We start from the raw sequence: 16,465 nt of genomic DNA, 5'->3' as shown, positions 1-16,465 counted from the left end.
GATTAAAGTTTTTATAGTTTTTTAAAGGGTTTAAAGTATTTGAGTTAAAACGAAAATTATCGTATCCCCCCCCCCGTGAGGTGATTTTTGGATAAAAATCTTAACATGTAAATCCTTTTTTTGTATATATTTATAGATACTGCATCAATATTATCTTTATGTTTTTTTTAGTATAAATTACAAACAACTTTTCAACAGCAAAGCAATATTAACACTATGTTTATAAATTTAAGCTTAATTATAAATAATAATAAAATATTAGTATAATAAGAAGATATTATAAAAGTTTGAATGTATTGAAAAATAGAAGTTTAAATAAAAAATGTTATAAATTTTTAAAAGAGCTTTTTACTAAAAATATACTTAGCAAACTAGCAATAATTATAAAAATAATATAAATATAAAAATACTCCTTATATACAAAATTAACAATAAAAGGGGTTATAAAACCCAAAATCGCATAAGAAATATTATAAGCAAAAGAAAGACCACTCGATCTTAACTCTGTGGTAAAAATTTGAGTCATAAAAATAGGAGCAAAAGCTATAATACCTTGTGCAAAACAAGCAAGCAAATAAAATAACAAAAACCACTCATTATAAAAGCTAAAAGCTATACCAAAAATTCCAAAAAGTAAAGTAAAAATCAAACAAATTTTAAAATGTCCTAAAAAATCTGCTAAATATCCTTGCGCTAAACTTCCTAGTATGATCATCACTATGGCCAAATTTTGATATAACAAAGCAGTAGTTTTACTAACTCCTAATAAGCTTTCAAAATATTGTGGCAGTATCATTAAAGTAGCCACCCCACTTGTTAAAACCACAGTAAGTAAAGCGCATATTAACATACTTTTTTTATGTGTTTTTAAAGCCTGCAAAAGTGGGAAATTTAAAATTTTTTCTTTTGCTTTTATATTTTTAAAAGCTGGTGTTTCATTCAATTTCGTGCGTAAAAATAAAGCCAATATACCAAAAAATCCTCCTATAAAAAAAGGAATTCTCCAAGCAAAGCTTTCTACTTCTTCTTTATCAAAATACGCATATATAGTCAAAGTCGCTAAATTTCCAAGCAATAAACCTAAAGTCAAAGTCGCTGAAATAAAACCAAGTGCCAAACCAAGTCTTTTTTTACTCACAAATTCACTCACAAAAATCCAAGCACCACTAACTTCAGCTCCTATAGCTAATCCTTGGGCTATCCTAATAACAAAAAGCATAAAAGTAGCCAAAAGCCCTATGCTTTCATAAGTAGGTAAAAAGGCCAAAACAAAACTTGGTACAACCATTAAAAGCATGCTAATATAAAAAACATTCTTACGCCCTTTTATATCTGCAAAATGCGCTAAAACAACAGCACCAAAAGGTCTGGCTAAATACCCTGCCCCAAAGGCTACATAAGTATAGATTAATGGCCAAAAATCATCATTTTGAGGAAAGAAAATTTTTGCAAAAACACTTGCAAAGAAGATAAATAAAACAAAATCATAAAATTCTAAAATACCACCTAAGGAAGCATAGATGGTATTTTTAAAAGCTTTTTGCATTATTAAATTTTGCCACCTTCGATTACTACATCATCAGCTTTTATATCATCGCTAAAAAATGGCTTTAAAGTTTCATCATAAGCTTTGTGGAAAAATTGTTCATTTTGTAATTTTAAAATCAAATCATTGATAAAATTTAACATAGCTTCGTCACCTTTTTTTACAGCAGGAGCTATAACATCATGATTTCCAAGTTCTTTAATCACTACTTCAAAATTTGGATTTTCTTTAGCCCAAGCAAAAAGCAATGCATTATCATGACTTAACGCATCACCTCTTTTACCAATTAAAGCTGCAAAAGTTTCTGTATTTTGATCAAATTTAATCGTTTTAATATCTGGCATATTTTTTGTAAAATACGCATCAGCTGTTGTGCCTTTATTTAAAATTAAAGTTTTATTTTTTAAATCATCTAAAGTTTCAATATCTGATCCTTTAGGAGCCACCACCCCAAGAGCAACTTTCATATAAGGTAATGCAAAATCAACCACAGCTTCTCTTTCTGGGGTTTTTGTAAAATTTGCTAAGATTAAATCTACTTTATTTGATTCTAAAAATTCTACTCTATTTGCTGCTTCAACAAGTACAAATTGCACTTTAGACTCATCTCCTAAAAGCTCTTTTGCTATGCGTTTAGCAAAATATACATCATAACCTTGATTTTTCCCTTGTGCGTCTAGGTAACCAAACGGAGGTTTATCGCCAAATACACCTATACGGATTACACCTTGCTGTTTGATTTTCTCTATGGAATTTTCATTAGAGCTTGAATTTGAGCATGCACTAAAAAAAAGTGCCATCAAAAATGATAAAAGAAAAATTTTTTTCATGTTTTATCCTTATGATTAAAAATTTAAATTTTTAAACCTTATATTATTTTTTTAAATAAATATTTTAAAAAAATAAAATTAACGATGAAAATCAAACAAATTGAGAAATTTTTTCGCACGATCTGTCTTTGGATTTTCAAAAAATTCATCAGGATTTGAAATTTCTACTATTTTACCATCATCCATAAAAACTATTTTATCAGCAACTGCTCTTGCAAAACCCATTTCATGTGTAACTATAAGCATAGTCATACCATCTTTTGCCAAATTTAAAATCACATCTAAAACTTCACGCACGATTTCAGGATCAAGTGCTGCTGTAACTTCATCAAAAAGCATGATTTCAGGGTTCATACAAAGACTTCTAACTATGGCTATGCGTTGCTTTTGTCCACCGCTTAATTCTTTAGGATAAGCTTTTATTTTATGCAAAAGTCCTACTCTATCAAGCCAGTATTTTGTTTCTTCTAAAACCTCTTCTTTTTTTCTTTTTTGCACCTTTAAAGGTCCTAAAAGTATATTTTGCTCAACATTTAAATGATCAAAAAGCTCATAAGATTGAAACACCATACCTATTTTTTGACGAATTTGAGTCCATTTTTTATAATTTTTATCAATTTTCTCATCATCTACTAAAATAGCTCCATCAGCCATTTCTTCTAAGCCATTAATACATCTTAAAAGTGTAGATTTCCCACAACCACTTGGACCTAGTATAACCACTACTTCTTTTTGATTTACTTCTAAATTAATATCTTTTAAAACATGATGATCATCATAATATTTTTGTAAATTTTGTATTTTTAAAATGCTCATATTAACTCCATTTTTTCTCTAAAAACTTTGAATATACTGACAAAGGATAACAAAGTATAAAATAAATCAATAAAATCAAACCATAAATCACAAAAGCCGCGTAAGAATTTTGAAATAAATTAAGCTCAATCACTTGTTGACCTACTTTAATAAGCTCTATACCGCCGATTAGATAAATCACTGAAGTGCTTTTAATAATTCTTGTAAAAAGATTAATACCCATTGGCAATAATCTTCTCAAAGATAAAGGTATAATGATAAAAAGATAAACTTCAAATTTATTAAAACCTAGTGAAAGTCCTGACTCATACTGATGTTTTGGTATACTTGCTAAAGATGATCTAACCAAATCCATCATCTCAAATACACCCCAAATACTAAAAACAATAATACTTGAACCCAAAGCACTCAAATGCCATCCAAACCATTTCGCCAAGCCAAAATGCACTATAAAAAGCCAAACAATCAAAGGCATAATACGCACAAACTCAAGCATAAAACGACAAAAAACATAAAGGAATTTGTTTTTAGAATGCATTAAAATTCCAAAAAAAACTCCTCCTATGAGTGAAATCAAAACGCTAATCAATGAAAGCTCTAAAGTAACCTTTAAACCTTGCGCTAGTCTAAAAAAGGTATCTTGATTTAAAATTTCAAACATAATTTAACCTTTTTTCTATACGGTTTAACACTAAAGATAAAGGTAAAATCAAGATCAAATAACAAAGCACCAAAGCAAATAATGCTTCGTTACTTTTATAATAAAGCCCTATAAGATCTTTAGCCACATATACTAAATCTGCTAAAGCAATAATGCTTACTACAGAAGTTTCTTTAAGTAAAAAAATGATATTTGCACTAATGCTTGGCATAGCTATACCCAAAGCTTGAGGCATAATAATATAACGGAAATTTTGCCATTTGCTCAAACCCAAAGAAAGTCCTGATTCATATTGTTGTTTTTTAACCGCTTCCATACCCGCTCTTAAACTTTCAGCCATATAAGAACCACCTAAAAAACTAAGTCCTATCACAGCACAAGTAAAAGAGCTAAGTTGAATTCCAAATTCAGGTAAAGCATAATATAAAAAGAAAAGTTGGATTAACAAAGGTGTGTTTCTTGAAAATTCTATATAAATTTTACAAATTGTGTTTAAAAAGGAAAATTTAAAATAACTCACTCCCACACAAAATAAACCTACTAAAAATGAAAAAAACACCCCATAAATAGCAAGTTTTAATGTAAGCCAAGAAGCTTGTATAAACATAGGGCTAAACTTGACTAAAAAATCAAAATCCATGAAACCATCCATACTTTAAAATATAATATTGTAACAAATAAGACTTAAAAAGACTTAATTAAATTTTGCATTTTTTCTTTATTTAAAATTACTATTTTACCTTTATTTGTGCAAATAAGCTCATTTTGTTTTAATTCTTTTAAAAAACGCGACAAAGATTCTGGGGGTAAATTTAAAATCACAGCGATTTCTTTTTGTTTTAAATTTTGTAGCTTTTCTTCATTTTCTAGTAAAAAGCTGACTAATCTTGACTTTAAATCCAAAGATTTTTGTCTGATAAAATTTTCTAAAATTCGAATTTTACCGATTAAAGAAGTCAAAAGTAAAAAACTAAATTCTCCATTTTCTAAGCATAATTTTTTAAATTCATTAAAATCAAAAACACAAATTTCACAATCTTGCTCACAAATTGCATTGGCTGGGTAATCAATACCCTCAAACACAGGCATTTCAGCTATAAAATTTACCGGAGTTAGAGTATGTAGTGTTAGCTCAAAACCTTTTACATTCACCTTATATATACGCACTTTTCCACTTAGTAAAATGTAAATTTTATTTGCTTTTTCACCTTGAAAAAATAAAATATTTCCTTTCTTAAAATACTTCTTTTCGCCCTTTGAAATCAAAATTTCAAAATGTTTATCCATTTTTTTCTTCCATATTTTTAATACTTTCTTTTGCTTTTAAAACCAGCTCTTCATCATCTGCAAAATCAAAAAATTTAAAGTGATTTCCATGTTGCACTCTACCATCTAGTAAATCCCCACTTAACCTGTTTTTTAAATCAAGCTCAGCTATTTTAAACCCATCTAAAGTTTTAGCAAATTCAAGCAAACGACTTGGAATTTCTTTTTGCTTAGTATATAAATAACAAAAGCTCTCAAGCCCTACTCTACCTACCCTACCTCGAAGCTGATGTAAGGTAGCAAGCCCAAGTCTTTCAGCCCCAACAACTACAATCACGCTTAGTCTTGGTAAAGAAATTCCCACTTCAACCACGGTCGTAGAAAGTAAAATCGTGCCTTTTTCTCTAAATTCTTGCAAAATTTGATCTTTATTTTTATCTTTTCCATGAGTCACATAAACATTTTTGTATTTGTTTATCCAATACCCTTGTGCTTGTTCTAGCGATAAATAATCTATATTTTCACTTTCATTTACCAAAGGATAAATGATGATTACTTGATGATTTTTAGCTAGTTCATCGTCGATTTTTTTAAGCAAATATTTAAAATCTTTATCTTGTATGCAAAAAGTTTTAATGTCTTTTTTAAAAGGCATTTGTTTAATAAAACTAAAATTTACAAGCTCACTTTGTATCATAGAAAGTGTTCTTGGTATAGGTGTAGCAGAAAATTGCACGATATGTGGAGCATATTGAGAGTTTTTACTAAGCTCACTTATTTTTTGTCTTTGATTAGAGCCAAAGCGATGTTGCTCATCTATCATCACTAAAACTGCTTCAAATTCTTCTTGATGAATGAGCGCATGTGTACCTATGATAAAATGGGCTTGTTCTTTTAATTTTGCTAAATCTTTATCTTTTTTACCACCCTTTAAAAGCAATACATTAACAAAATCAGGAAAAAGTCTTTTTGCTTCATGATAAATTTGCTCTGCTAATATACTAGTTGGAGCCATTAAAATAGCCTTTTTAGGATATACTAGCAAACTTGCAGCAAGTATGACCAAAGTCTTACCACAACCCACATCACCCATTACCACACGCCTTTTAGCGACTTTATTTTGCAAATCTTTTTTAATATCTTCTATTGCTAAAAGCTGATCATTTGTAGGGCTAAATTCTAAACCTTTAAGCCAAGAGCTTATATCAAAAAGTTCTATTTCATAAGCATTTTGTGATATTTTTTTACCCTTTAAACGCCTTAAATGATTAAAAATTTCTATATATTTTAAATCTTTAACTATGGCATTAAAATTTTCATAAAGAATTAAATCATCATAATTGTGTAAATTCAAAAGTAAATTGATATATTTTTGTTCTAAATTTAGCGCTTTTAAATTAGCTTCATTGACATATTTTAAAATAAGCTTTTTGATGCTTTCATCTTTAATAGAGATAATTTGGTATTTAGGGATTATTTGACCTATGTTTTTTACTATTTTTGGGTTTATAAACTGCCAAATTCCATTAAAAAAATTCATCTTTGCATGGATACAAACCAAAGCATTATGTTTAAAAATTTTAAAATGCCATTTATTAGGATGAAAAATTACTATATTTGCTTTTATACCCCATTCTAAACATTCACAAAGTATAAAAAGCTGGGAGTGATGATTTTGTGTGCTAATAATTTTTACATTTTGAGTGCAAAATGTATCTTTTGGAAACTTTGAAATTCTAAAATCATCAAATTTTTTAGGTAAAATCAAAGCCAAATCGATACAATTTTTAACCCCTAAAGCATGAAGTAGTTTTAAGTCCTTTTCTTCAACTTTCATTTTCTATGCTTGCAAAACTCACTTTGGTAATTTCACTATGTGCTTTGATAAAGTCATTTAACTCATCTAAATTAGTGTTTTTAATCTTTTGCATTTCTTCTTTTAAATTTCCAAGTTTTAAACCATGCAAATATTCATTTAGCATTATATCTAGTCTTTTAGCCAAATTTTCATACCTTAAAGGCATAGAGCCTACTAAAAATTGTTTAGCTAGTTGAAATTCTTTTTCATTGACTCCATTTTGGACAAAGTTTTCAAAAACTTCCTTAACTAAAGCTTTAGCCTCATTAGAACTTTCATTTTTAGTTTGCAAATACCCAAAAACTCTACTATAATTTAAATTTACATCAAGCATAGCATATGCTGAATACGCCAAGCCTCTTTTTACACGCACTTCTTCCATCAAACGCGAACCAAAACCACCTTGACCTAAAATAAACAAAGCAAGTTTAGCTAAATACATTTTCTCATCATTAATTTGTATATTAAATGGAGAGCAAAAGTATATATAAGCTTGCTCAGTGCTTTTTTGCTCACTTACTTCTATACTCTCATCAACGAGCTTGTAGCTTTTGTTTTGATTTGGGGCATTTCTTTTTAGAATTTGGCAAATTTTTTCTACTTTAATCTTTACTTCATCTTCTTTAATATCTCCACCAAAAACAAATAAAGCATTATCAAGTACTAAATTTTCACTCATAAAATCTTGTAATTCTTTTAAACTAATCTTTTCTATGCTTTCTTTAGTCCCATCAAGACCACTAGCAAAAATTTCATCTTTAAAAACATTCTTATTCAAAAGTCTTTTTGCTTGATAATCATAATCAGTATTTAAACTTGCAAGTTCACCCAAAGCTAAAGTTTTTAATCTTTGTAAGATTTTTTCATCAAAACGCACATTTAAAAATAATTCTTGTAATTTTTCTAAAGCAAAATCAAAATGTTCTTTCAAGCATTTAATACTAATTTGAAAATGTTCAAAACTAGCCTTAGCATAAAGCTCTATAGCACGGTATTCTAAGCTTTTAAAAAACTCATCATTACTTCCTTCATTTAAAAGCCTAGCAAGCATACTTGCACAACCTCTATTGTGTTTTTCTGCTATTTTTCCACTATTTTTAAAAATGAGCTTAAAAAATACTACAGGAAGCTCATTTTCATACTCATATATTATGTCTATTTTAGTTTCATTAAAGTCTAAATTTAACATTAAAACCTTTCTAAAATATTATAAGCTGTATCGCGTTTGGCAGGTAATTCCCCTATATCTTTAATAAGTTCTATCATTTGTTCTTGATTCATTCTATATTTTGCACCAGCTGCGGCTACAACATTTTCTTCCATCATAGTTGAACCTAAATCATTTGCACCAAATTTTAAAGCAAGTTGGCCTATTAAAGAGCCTTGCGTTACCCATGAACTTTGTAAATTTTTAAAATTATCCAAATATAATCTTGCCAAAGCTAGCAATCTTAAATATCTATTAGAGCTTTGCTTGATGATTTCAGGGTGTTTTTTGATTAAAGGAGTATTTTCACTTTGAAATGACCATAAAATAAAAGCTCTAAAGCCATTTGTTTTATCTTGCAAATTTCTTAAATGATCAAAATGTTCGATGATCTCCTCATCATTTTCAACCGTACCAAACATCATTGTAGCAGTACTTTTCATACCTATATTATGCGCACTCTCATGTACCCTAAGCCAAGTAGCTGTGTCACATTTGTGTGGTGCTATAATATCTCTCACCCTATCGCTTAATACTTCAGCACCCGCTCCAGGTATAGAAAAAAGTCCTTTGACTTGTAATCTTTTTAAAACCTCTTCTATAGAAATTTTAGAAACTCTTGCTATATAAGCTATCTCTACTGCTGAAAAACCATGCACGGTAATAGTTGGATAATTAGTTTTTATATAAGAAAGCAAATCTTCATACCATTCTATTTTAAGTTTTGGATGTACCCCGCCTTGAAATAAAATTTGCGTTCCACCTATGGCTTGCAATTCTTCTATTTTTTGCCCTATTTCTTCGTATTTTAAAATATAAGAATCATCATCTTTTTCTTTTCTACAAAAAGCACAAAAATCACAATCAATACAGCAAATATTTGTATAATTTATATTTCTATCTACCACAAAAGTAGTTATTTTTTCAGGATGAAGCTCTAATTTTCTCTCATAAGCCATTGCACCTAGTTCATATAAAGGTGCATTTTGGAGCAAATTTAACGCTTCTTTTTTACTTAATCTACTCATTCTTAAACCTTTTTATAAAAAAGGATTATTATAACATTTAAATGTAAAATAATCTTAAAGACGATATAATCAAGCCCTTTAATTTCATATATTCATAGGATACTCATGACTTATAGGTCTTTACTTAAAAATAATAAAACTTTTCGCCTTTTAGCAATAGTACAATTTATAAGTTATTTTGGTGCGTGGTTTTCTCAAGTAGGTGTTTTTACTCTTTTAACTAAAGAACTCGGTGCACCTGCAAATATCATAGGTTTTTCAGCTATTTTTGTTTTTTTACCTTCTATTATACTTGCACCTATAAATGGAGTTATAGTGGATAGATTTAAACCTAAAAATTTATTGCTAACAATGATTAGCATTGAGATGATTTCTATTTTTATGTTAATTTTTGTAAATTCTTTAGCCATGCTTTGGTTGTTATACTTTTTAACCTTTGTTCGTATGGCAGTTGCAAGTATGTATTTTCAAACAGAAATGTCGGTTTTACCTAAAATTTTAACCCCACAAGAATTAAAACTAGGCAATGAGCTTCATAGTATCATATGGGCTGTATCATATGCTTTGGGTATGGGTGCAGCAGGGCTTTTTATAGATCTTTTTGGAGTAAAGCCAGCCTTTATAGCTGATACTTTAATGCTATTTTGTGCTATGCTTATACTCAAAACTTTGATTTTACCTAATGAAAAAAATACCACACAAAATAATCTTTTTATATTAATCAAAGAAGGCTTAGTTTATGTATTTAATAATAAAAAAATCATTCATTTGATTTTACTTCATGGGGTTGTAGGGATAACTGCTTATGATGTTTTAATCACTCTTTTAGCAGAATATGAATACGCAAAAGTTATTTCCATACCTCTAGCCATAGGGCTTTCTAATGCCATAAGAGCCATATCTTTACTTATAGGCCCTTATGTGCTTAGTCCTTATATTAATAAAAACACTTTGGTATATTTATACTTAGCGCAAGGTGTAGGTATAATGCTTTGGGCTTGCTTGCAATTTAACTTTTATCTTGCTTTTGTAGGCTTGGTAATGGCTGGTTTTTGCACTTCATCTTTATGGAGCTATACCTATACACTTTTACAAAATGATTGCGACAAAAGATATTATGGCAGAGTGATTGCTTACAATGATATGGTATATTTAACCTTTAGCGCAATCATTGCTTTTTCAACAGGATATTTATTTGAATTTTATGGAATAAAACTAAGTCATTTTACTTTTGGCTTAGGAGTATGTTTTATCTTTGCAGCAATTTATTGGTGGTGGTTTAATAAAAAATATAATTAATCCACCTTAGAATAATAAACTCCACCTGCTGAAAAGTTTTTTTCAAAATAAGCTGTTTCAGGCACAAGATCTGACTTTCCTGGGTAAATTCTACCTTCTTTATTCAATATCCCATAAAAACGCTCCATAAGTCTTATTTTAAAATCTTGATCAAAATATATCATCATATTTCTTGAAAAAATTACATCAAATTTTCCAAATTTAAATAAAGAATCATCAAAGACATTACAAAGATCAAAACGGCATCTGCAAGCTAGGGTTTCTTTTTTAAGATGATACATTCTATCTTTTACATCAAAATAACGCGTTTTTTGCATAGTGTTTAATCTAGATACTGAACGCTCTGAATAAATCATTTCATTACATTTATCTATCATTTTTTTATTAATATCTATACCAACTATATTCATACCTTTAACAAAATTCTCACTTGCTAAAATAGCTAAAGAATACACTTCTTCGCCGCTTGAACATGGAGCGCAAAGCACATTTATAGGGCGATCAAGAGATTTTATATAAAAAATCACATCTTTTAATTGCTCTAATTCTCTAAAAAAATAAGTCTCACAAACTGTAATAAAATCCATAGTTTCTTGTTTTAAATTTCTTTGAAACTGCACTTTTTCATTTAATTCACTAAGACTGCTCAAGCCTAATTCTTGTAAAAATTTAGGAAGTTTAATAGATAATATATCCTTTTTCGCATTTAAGTTATTTCCACTTATTTGCTCTACGATTTTTACAAAATCATTCATTTCATTTTCTGTAATCTTTATCATCTTTTTTGTCCTACGATTTGATGAAATTTGTTATTTCTTTTTTGAGTTCTATTAAACTCATAGGTTTTAAATTTGGATTAGTATCTCTAGCTTTTTTTGGCATACCATATACTATAGAATCTGCCTCATTTTCGCACAAACACCTTACTCCTGCTTTATAAAGTTCAAACAAAGACTTAGCACCATCATCGCCCATTCCTGTCATAATCAAAGCTAAAATTTTATGATATTTGCAAAGATTAACAGCAGAATTAAATAGCACATCAATCCCTGGATTAAAACTACTAGTTTCATCTGTAGTATTTAATGTTAAGGTATTGTTGCCACTTAAAATCATATTTCTTTGACAAATATAAATTTTATTTTTCAAAACTTCCTTATCACTTGGTATAATCACCTCGCTTAATGCTTCTTTGTTAAATTGATTTACAAAAGAAGGAATAAACGCAGGATTCATATGCTGAGCAATCACTACTGCACAATCTTTCAATTCTACATCATTTAGTAAAAACTTTAGTTGGCTTGGGCCACCTGTTGAAGAACCAATTAGTATAAGCTTCATTTTTTACCTTAAATAATTATTGTTATTATATCAAATAAATATTTGAAAACATAAAAAAATAATTATATATAAGAAAGAAAAATTTTAATTAAATATGATAAAATTAATACTTTAAATTTCAAAAATGATAAAGTGAATGTTAAATGTTAAGAGAAAAAATTTATATTGCAAGTGATCATGCTGGTTTTATTTTAAAGCAAGAAATTACTAAATTTTTACAAGAAAAAAATATTACTTTTGAAGACTTAGGTCCTTTTAGTGAGGATCGTTGTGATTATCCTGATTATGCACATTTATTAAGCTCTAAAATAAATGAAAAAAGTTTTGGAATTTTAGTATGCGGATCAGGAATTGGTATGAGTATAGCAGCAAATCGTCATAAAAATATACGCTGTGCTTTGTGTAATGAATCTTTAAGTGCTAAACTTTCAAGAGAACACAATGACGCAAATGTTTTAGCGCTAGGAGCTAGATTAATAGGGGTTGATATGGCTTTTGAAATTATCTCAAATTTTATCAACACTTCTTTTAGCGGCGGAAGACATTGCACAAGAATTAGCAAAATAGAGGAAAGATTATGATCTTAAGTTGGCTTGTATTAACTGTATTAATTTGTATTAGTATTTATATGACTATTATGCTACTTTATTATAAAACCCTGCTTCATAAAGAAAAAGTAGCAAAAGAATTTATAAAAAACAACCTTGATGATACTGAAATTGTTATTAGAAAACTACAAGTACAACTTCAAAGAAGTTTGGGTAATATTGATATTTTAACTGAAGAATTAAACAAAAGTAAAGCAGACTTAACCTCTCTTAGAACAAGAAATTCACAATATCGTATTGAAAATGAAAAACTAAGACAAAGAATCAAAGAATTAGAAGCAAAAATAGAGGCATTATTATGATAAAAGAGCAAGATAAAAAATATTTACTAGATAGCATTAGAGCTATTAAGGACTTTCCAAAAGAAGGGATTGTTTTTAGAGATATTACTACTTTATTAAACAACAAAGAAGCATTTGCGTTTTTAATGGATCATTTAGTTGAAAAATATCAAAACGCAAAGCTTGATTATATCGTTGGTATAGAAAGTAGAGGTTTTATTTTTGGAGCTGCCTTGAGCGCTAGTTTAAGACTTCCTTTTGTACCTATAAGAAAACCTGGAAAGCTACCTTCAAAATGCTTACAAGAATCTTATAGTTTAGAATATGGCAGTGATACTATAGAAATTCATATCGATGCTTTTAATAATCAAAAAGCAAATGTTTTACTTATAGATGATCTTATCGCTACAGGTGGCACAGCTATCGCTGCTGTGAAACTTATAGAAAAACTCAATGCAAAATGTGTTGAAGCTTGTTTTTTACTAGAGTTAAAAGATCTAGATGGTGCTAAAGAATTAGCTAAATTAACTTCTGTTTATAGTGTTTTAGAGGTATAAAATGGAAGAATTTTTAAAACAACTTTTGTATGATTATAAAAATTGGGCTTATATTATTGTGTTTTTATGGTGCATACTTGAAGGAGAACTTGCACTTATTTTAGCAGGTATTTTTGCACATGAAGGCCATGTAAATTTAGGACTTATTATCTTTATAGCAGGCTTAGGTGGCTTTGTAGGCGATCAAATATACTTTTATATAGGAAGATATAACAAAAAATACATTCAGAAAAAACTTCGCACCCAAAGGCGTAAATTTGCCATAGCACACTTACTTTTACAGCGTTTTGGTTGGCCTATTATCTTCATACAAAGATATATGTATGGTTTTAGAACTATTATACCTATGAGTATAGGATTAACTCGCTATAGTGCTAAAAAATTTGCTTTTATTAATCTTATTAGTGCGTGGGCTTGGGCTGCTATAACTATTTTACTTGCATGGTTTTTTGGAAAAGAAATTTGGCTTGCAGTAGAATGGGCTGGAAATCATTGGTATTTTGCAGTGCCAATTATTGCTGGCTTTTTATTAGCTTTATTTTTAGGAATGAAACAAATAGAAAAATCAATACTTACAAGAAGGACTCGCAAATGACTTTTAATTTTATAGAAGAAAATATCGGCTCTATAAATGCTGATTTTGAAATCATTTTAATACAAGATAAAAAAATAGAAAAATACACTCAAAGTCAAGAACTTTTCAAGCTTTCAAGTTATAAAGGTGAAGGAATTTGCATAGATATGCAAAATAAAATTCTTTATAGTGAACTTAAAAGCTTAGAATATGAAGATATAAGGCTTGCTTTTGCAAATGCATACAAAGCTTTAAAAAAACTTGAAATTCAAAGCGTAAAAACAAAAAGTGTCATAGGAAAATGTGTAGTAAATAGCTTTAATGCTATGATTCAAGGATTTACTTTTGGTGCTTATGAATTTAACAAATACAAAAAAGAAAAAACACCAAGCAAATTAGAAAATATCTTCATTGCAAAAGATGAAATTAATAATAAAACATACAACCTAGAAGAAGCTTGCATAGGTATAAACTATGGTCAAATTTTTTCAAATGCTTGTGATTTTGCAAAAAATATCGTTAATGAAATCCCACAAATTTACACTCCTGCCAAAATGGCCGAAGATGCGCTTGAACTAAGCCAAAATAATTCTAATATTTCATGTAAAATTTATGAAAGCGATTTCTTAGAGCAAGAAAAAATGCAAGCATTTTTAGCAGTAAATCGTGCTTCAATTCATCCCCCAAAACTCATTCATCTTTCTTATAAACCACAAAATCCAAAAATGAAAGTAGTGTTTGTAGGTAAAGGGCTAACTTATGATAGCGGTGGACTTAGTTTAAAACCTGCTGATTACATGTTAACGATGAAATCAGATAAAAGCGGTGGTGCGGCTGCAATGGCTATTATCAAAGGTGCAAGTGAGTTAAACCTTGATATAGAAGTTCATTCTATCATCGGCGCAACTGAAAACATGATAGGCGGAAATGCTTACAAGCCTGATGATGTGCTTATTTCAAGAGAAGGTGTGAGTATAGAGGTTAGAAATACCGACGCAGAAGGAAGATTAGTTTTAGCAGATTGTCTTTCACTTGCTCAAGATCTAAAACCTGATTTATTAATAGATCTTGCTACTTTAACTGGAGCTTGCGTAGTAGGACTTGGAGAATACACAAGTGCCATCATGGGAAATAATGAAGATTTGCAAAATGAATTTTATAAAATAAGTAAAAAAAGTGGAGATTTAGCTACTATTTTACATTTTAATCCGCACTTAAAAGAGCTTATAAAATCAAACATAGCAGATGTTAGTAATACCTCTTCAAGTCGTTATGGCGGAGCCATTACTGCGGGATTATTTTTAAATTCTTTCATTAGAGAAGAATACAAAGACAAATGGCTACATTTAGACATTGCAGGACCAGCTTATTTAGGAAAAGCTTGGGGTTATCATAATTTTGGTGCAACCGGAGCAGGTGTTAGAATGTGCCTTTCATATTTACTTTATCTTTCAAGGAAACAAAAATGAGTTTATCAGTTGGTATAGTAGGACTTCCAAATGTTGGAAAATCTACCACTTTTAACGCTCTAACAAGAGCACAAAATGCTGAAAGTGCAAACTATCCATTTTGCACCATAGAACCAAACAAAGCAGTGGTACCTGTGCCTGATCATCGCTTAAAAGAACTAGCAAAAATTGTTAATCCACAAAAAATTATACGCTCAAATATAGAATTTGTTGATATAGCAGGCTTAGTAGCAGGAGCTAGCAAAGGTGAGGGTTTGGGTAATAAATTTTTATCTAATATACGCGAAACAGAGATGATTTTACATATTGTGCGTTGTTTTGATGATGAAAATATTACCCATGTTGCGGGCAGTGTTGATCCTGTGCGTGATGTGCAAATCATAGAAACAGAACTTATACTAGCAGATATAGAGCAACTTAGTAAAAAAATAGAAAAACTCACTAAAGGTGCAAAGGCTAACGAAAAAGGCGCAAAAGAAAGTTTAGCTTTAGCTAATGAGCTTTTAGAGCATTTAAATCAAAATAACAGTGCAAGTTCTTTTGCTAATAAAAATGAAGTCTATCATGCTCTTATAAAAGAACTAAGATTGCTTTCAGCTAAAGAAGTGATATATGGAGCAAATGTAGATGAGAATTCGCTTTTAGAAGATAATGAATTTGTAAAAGATCTTAAAGAATTTGCAGCAAAATCAGGCCATGAAGTAATCAAACTTTGCTCTAAAATAGAAGAAGAAATGATAGCTTTAAGCGATGAAGAAAATTATGAATTTTTAAAATCTTTAGGTATAGAAAGTAGCGGGCTTGAAGTAGTTATACGCACAGCATTTTCAAAGCTAAACTTGATTAGCTATTTTACAGCAGGTCAAGTAGAAGTTAGATCATGGACTATACAAAGAGGTTGGAAAGCACCAAAAGCAGCAAGCGTGATCCATAATGACTTTGAAAAAGGTTTTATCAAAGCTGAAGTAATTTCTTATGAGGATTATATCGCTTGCAAAGGCGAAAGTGGTGCTAAAGAAGCAGGAAAACTACGCCTTGAAGGGAAAGATTATATCGTACAAGATGGCGATGTAATGCATTTTAGATTTAATGTTTAATTTCAATTGCAAGCTAAAACAGCTTGC

Annotated in this window: 18 protein-coding genes; 7 read left to right on the top strand and 11 right to left on the bottom strand. The window is 29.5% G+C overall.

The genetic code is table 11. From position 1 onward, the window contains the following. Window positions 1–325: 325 nt before the first annotated feature. From L8X33_RS07975 to L8X33_RS07935, 9 genes are all read right to left on the bottom strand, one after another. Window positions 326–1,546, bottom strand: a complete 1,221-nt coding sequence (locus L8X33_RS07975; RefSeq protein WP_263670417.1) for an MFS transporter — start codon at window positions 1,544–1,546, stop codon at window positions 326–328. 2 nt (window positions 1,547–1,548) lie between these two features. After that, the gene (locus tag L8X33_RS07970) at window positions 1,549–2,346 is read right to left on the bottom strand and encodes a cysteine ABC transporter substrate-binding protein (RefSeq protein WP_375154872.1); all 798 of its coding nucleotides are present in this window, start codon (window positions 2,344–2,346) and stop codon (window positions 1,549–1,551) included. 108 nt (window positions 2,347–2,454) lie between these two features. After that, window positions 2,455–3,192 carry an amino acid ABC transporter ATP-binding protein gene (locus L8X33_RS07965; protein ID WP_263666571.1) on the bottom strand — a complete coding sequence of 246 codons (738 nt, stop codon included), beginning with the start codon at window positions 3,190–3,192 and terminating at the stop codon, window positions 2,455–2,457. Between the two features lies 1 nt (window position 3,193). Beyond that, on the bottom strand, window positions 3,194–3,853 hold the full coding sequence (locus tag L8X33_RS07960) for an amino acid ABC transporter permease (protein WP_263670416.1): 660 nt from the start codon (window positions 3,851–3,853) through the stop codon (window positions 3,194–3,196). Further along, a complete protein-coding gene (locus L8X33_RS07955; RefSeq protein WP_263670415.1) occupies window positions 3,846–4,493 on the bottom strand; it encodes an amino acid ABC transporter permease in 648 nt (215 codons plus the stop codon). Before L8X33_RS07955 ends, L8X33_RS07960 begins: the two co-directional genes overlap by 8 nt. A gap of 44 nt (window positions 4,494–4,537) precedes the next feature. After that, the gene (locus tag L8X33_RS07950) at window positions 4,538–5,140 is read right to left on the bottom strand and encodes a Crp/Fnr family transcriptional regulator (RefSeq protein WP_220567314.1); all 603 of its coding nucleotides are present in this window, start codon (window positions 5,138–5,140) and stop codon (window positions 4,538–4,540) included. Then, window positions 5,133–6,956: an ATP-dependent DNA helicase RecG gene (gene recG, locus L8X33_RS07945; RefSeq protein WP_263670413.1), complete on the bottom strand. Its 1,824-nt coding sequence runs from the start codon at window positions 6,954–6,956 to the stop codon at window positions 5,133–5,135. Before recG ends, L8X33_RS07950 begins: the two co-directional genes overlap by 8 nt. After that, complete coding sequence (locus tag L8X33_RS07940) at window positions 6,946–8,166, bottom strand: M16 family metallopeptidase (RefSeq protein ID WP_263670412.1); 1,221 nt, start codon at window positions 8,164–8,166, stop codon at window positions 6,946–6,948. Before L8X33_RS07940 ends, recG begins: the two co-directional genes overlap by 11 nt. Then, window positions 8,166–9,212 carry a dehypoxanthine futalosine cyclase gene (locus tag L8X33_RS07935; RefSeq protein ID WP_133318960.1) on the bottom strand — a complete coding sequence of 349 codons (1,047 nt, stop codon included), beginning with the start codon at window positions 9,210–9,212 and terminating at the stop codon, window positions 8,166–8,168. The genes L8X33_RS07940 and L8X33_RS07935 overlap by 1 nt, the downstream gene beginning before the upstream one ends. A gap of 105 nt (window positions 9,213–9,317) precedes the next feature. Between L8X33_RS07935 and L8X33_RS07930 the strand changes: the two genes are divergently transcribed. Further along, complete coding sequence (locus L8X33_RS07930; protein ID WP_133318961.1) at window positions 9,318–10,511, top strand: MFS transporter; 1,194 nt, start codon at window positions 9,318–9,320, stop codon at window positions 10,509–10,511. On the opposite strand, the gene L8X33_RS07925 is transcribed toward L8X33_RS07930, so the two are convergent. Beyond that, window positions 10,508–11,290, bottom strand: coding sequence for a CheR family methyltransferase (locus L8X33_RS07925; RefSeq protein ID WP_263670410.1), 783 nt, complete (start codon window positions 11,288–11,290; stop codon window positions 10,508–10,510). The genes L8X33_RS07930 and L8X33_RS07925 overlap by 4 nt on opposite strands. Before the next feature lie 10 nt (window positions 11,291–11,300). Further along, window positions 11,301–11,852, bottom strand: coding sequence for a CheB methylesterase domain-containing protein (locus tag L8X33_RS07920; protein WP_133318963.1), 552 nt, complete (start codon window positions 11,850–11,852; stop codon window positions 11,301–11,303). 143 nt (window positions 11,853–11,995) lie between these two features. Here L8X33_RS07920 and rpiB point away from each other — a divergent pair, with 143 nt between their 5' ends. From rpiB to ychF, 6 genes are read left to right on the top strand one after another with little or no spacing between them, the layout of a single operon-like run. Next, entirely contained in the window at window positions 11,996–12,433 is a 438-nt protein-coding gene (gene rpiB / locus L8X33_RS07915) for a ribose 5-phosphate isomerase B (protein ID WP_263660291.1), read from the top strand. After that, a complete protein-coding gene (locus tag L8X33_RS07910) occupies window positions 12,430–12,762 on the top strand; it encodes a hypothetical protein (RefSeq protein WP_133318965.1) in 333 nt (110 codons plus the stop codon). The genes rpiB and L8X33_RS07910 overlap by 4 nt, the downstream gene beginning before the upstream one ends. Then, window positions 12,759–13,298, top strand: coding sequence for an adenine phosphoribosyltransferase (apt, locus tag L8X33_RS07905; protein WP_412175234.1), 540 nt, complete (start codon window positions 12,759–12,761; stop codon window positions 13,296–13,298). Before L8X33_RS07910 ends, apt begins: the two co-directional genes overlap by 4 nt. A 1-nt stretch (window position 13,299) precedes the next feature. Then, on the top strand, window positions 13,300–13,893 hold the full coding sequence (locus L8X33_RS07900) for a DedA family protein (RefSeq protein ID WP_133318967.1): 594 nt from the start codon (window positions 13,300–13,302) through the stop codon (window positions 13,891–13,893). Continuing rightward, window positions 13,890–15,341, top strand: a complete 1,452-nt coding sequence (locus L8X33_RS07895) for a leucyl aminopeptidase (RefSeq protein ID WP_263670408.1) — start codon at window positions 13,890–13,892, stop codon at window positions 15,339–15,341. Before L8X33_RS07900 ends, L8X33_RS07895 begins: the two co-directional genes overlap by 4 nt. Beyond that, a complete protein-coding gene (gene ychF, locus L8X33_RS07890) occupies window positions 15,338–16,438 on the top strand; it encodes a redox-regulated ATPase YchF (protein WP_258109061.1) in 1,101 nt (366 codons plus the stop codon). Before L8X33_RS07895 ends, ychF begins: the two co-directional genes overlap by 4 nt. Window positions 16,439–16,465 lie beyond the last annotated feature (27 nt).

The organism is Campylobacter sp. CNRCH_2014_2849 (assembly GCF_025772845.1).
Classification (GTDB): Bacteria; Campylobacterota; Campylobacteria; order Campylobacterales; family Campylobacteraceae; genus Campylobacter_D; species Campylobacter_D lari_D.
The sequence above is the reverse complement of the archived record's forward strand: the minus strand, read 5'-3'. Positions and strand labels throughout refer to the sequence as shown.

Coding starts and splice junctions, on each gene's coding strand:
- L8X33_RS07895 (WP_263670408.1), top strand. CDS start 13,890: ATGACTTTTAATTTTATAGAAGAAAATATCGGCTCTATAAATGCTGAT.
- L8X33_RS07960 (WP_263670416.1), bottom strand. CDS start 3,853: ATGTTTGAAATTTTAAATCAAGATACCTTTTTTAGACTAGCGCAAGGT.
- ychF (WP_258109061.1), top strand. CDS start 15,338: ATGAGTTTATCAGTTGGTATAGTAGGACTTCCAAATGTTGGAAAATCT.
- L8X33_RS07900 (WP_133318967.1), top strand. CDS start 13,300: ATGGAAGAATTTTTAAAACAACTTTTGTATGATTATAAAAATTGGGCT.
- L8X33_RS07965 (WP_263666571.1), bottom strand. CDS start 3,192: ATGAGCATTTTAAAAATACAAAATTTACAAAAATATTATGATGATCAT.
- L8X33_RS07910 (WP_133318965.1), top strand. CDS start 12,430: ATGATCTTAAGTTGGCTTGTATTAACTGTATTAATTTGTATTAGTATT.
- rpiB (WP_263660291.1), top strand. CDS start 11,996: ATGTTAAGAGAAAAAATTTATATTGCAAGTGATCATGCTGGTTTTATT.
- L8X33_RS07920 (WP_133318963.1), bottom strand. CDS start 11,852: ATGAAGCTTATACTAATTGGTTCTTCAACAGGTGGCCCAAGCCAACTA.
- L8X33_RS07955 (WP_263670415.1), bottom strand. CDS start 4,493: ATGGATTTTGATTTTTTAGTCAAGTTTAGCCCTATGTTTATACAAGCT.
- L8X33_RS07950 (WP_220567314.1), bottom strand. CDS start 5,140: ATGGATAAACATTTTGAAATTTTGATTTCAAAGGGCGAAAAGAAGTAT.
- L8X33_RS07930 (WP_133318961.1), top strand. CDS start 9,318: ATGACTTATAGGTCTTTACTTAAAAATAATAAAACTTTTCGCCTTTTA.
- L8X33_RS07975 (WP_263670417.1), bottom strand. CDS start 1,546: ATGCAAAAAGCTTTTAAAAATACCATCTATGCTTCCTTAGGTGGTATT.
- L8X33_RS07925 (WP_263670410.1), bottom strand. CDS start 11,290: ATGATAAAGATTACAGAAAATGAAATGAATGATTTTGTAAAAATCGTA.
- L8X33_RS07935 (WP_133318960.1), bottom strand. CDS start 9,212: ATGAGTAGATTAAGTAAAAAAGAAGCGTTAAATTTGCTCCAAAATGCA.
- L8X33_RS07940 (WP_263670412.1), bottom strand. CDS start 8,166: ATGTTAAATTTAGACTTTAATGAAACTAAAATAGACATAATATATGAG.
- L8X33_RS07970 (WP_375154872.1), bottom strand. CDS start 2,346: ATGGCACTTTTTTTTAGTGCATGCTCAAATTCAAGCTCTAATGAAAAT.
- recG (WP_263670413.1), bottom strand. CDS start 6,956: ATGAAAGTTGAAGAAAAGGACTTAAAACTACTTCATGCTTTAGGGGTT.
- apt (WP_412175234.1), top strand. CDS start 12,759: ATGATAAAAGAGCAAGATAAAAAATATTTACTAGATAGCATTAGAGCT.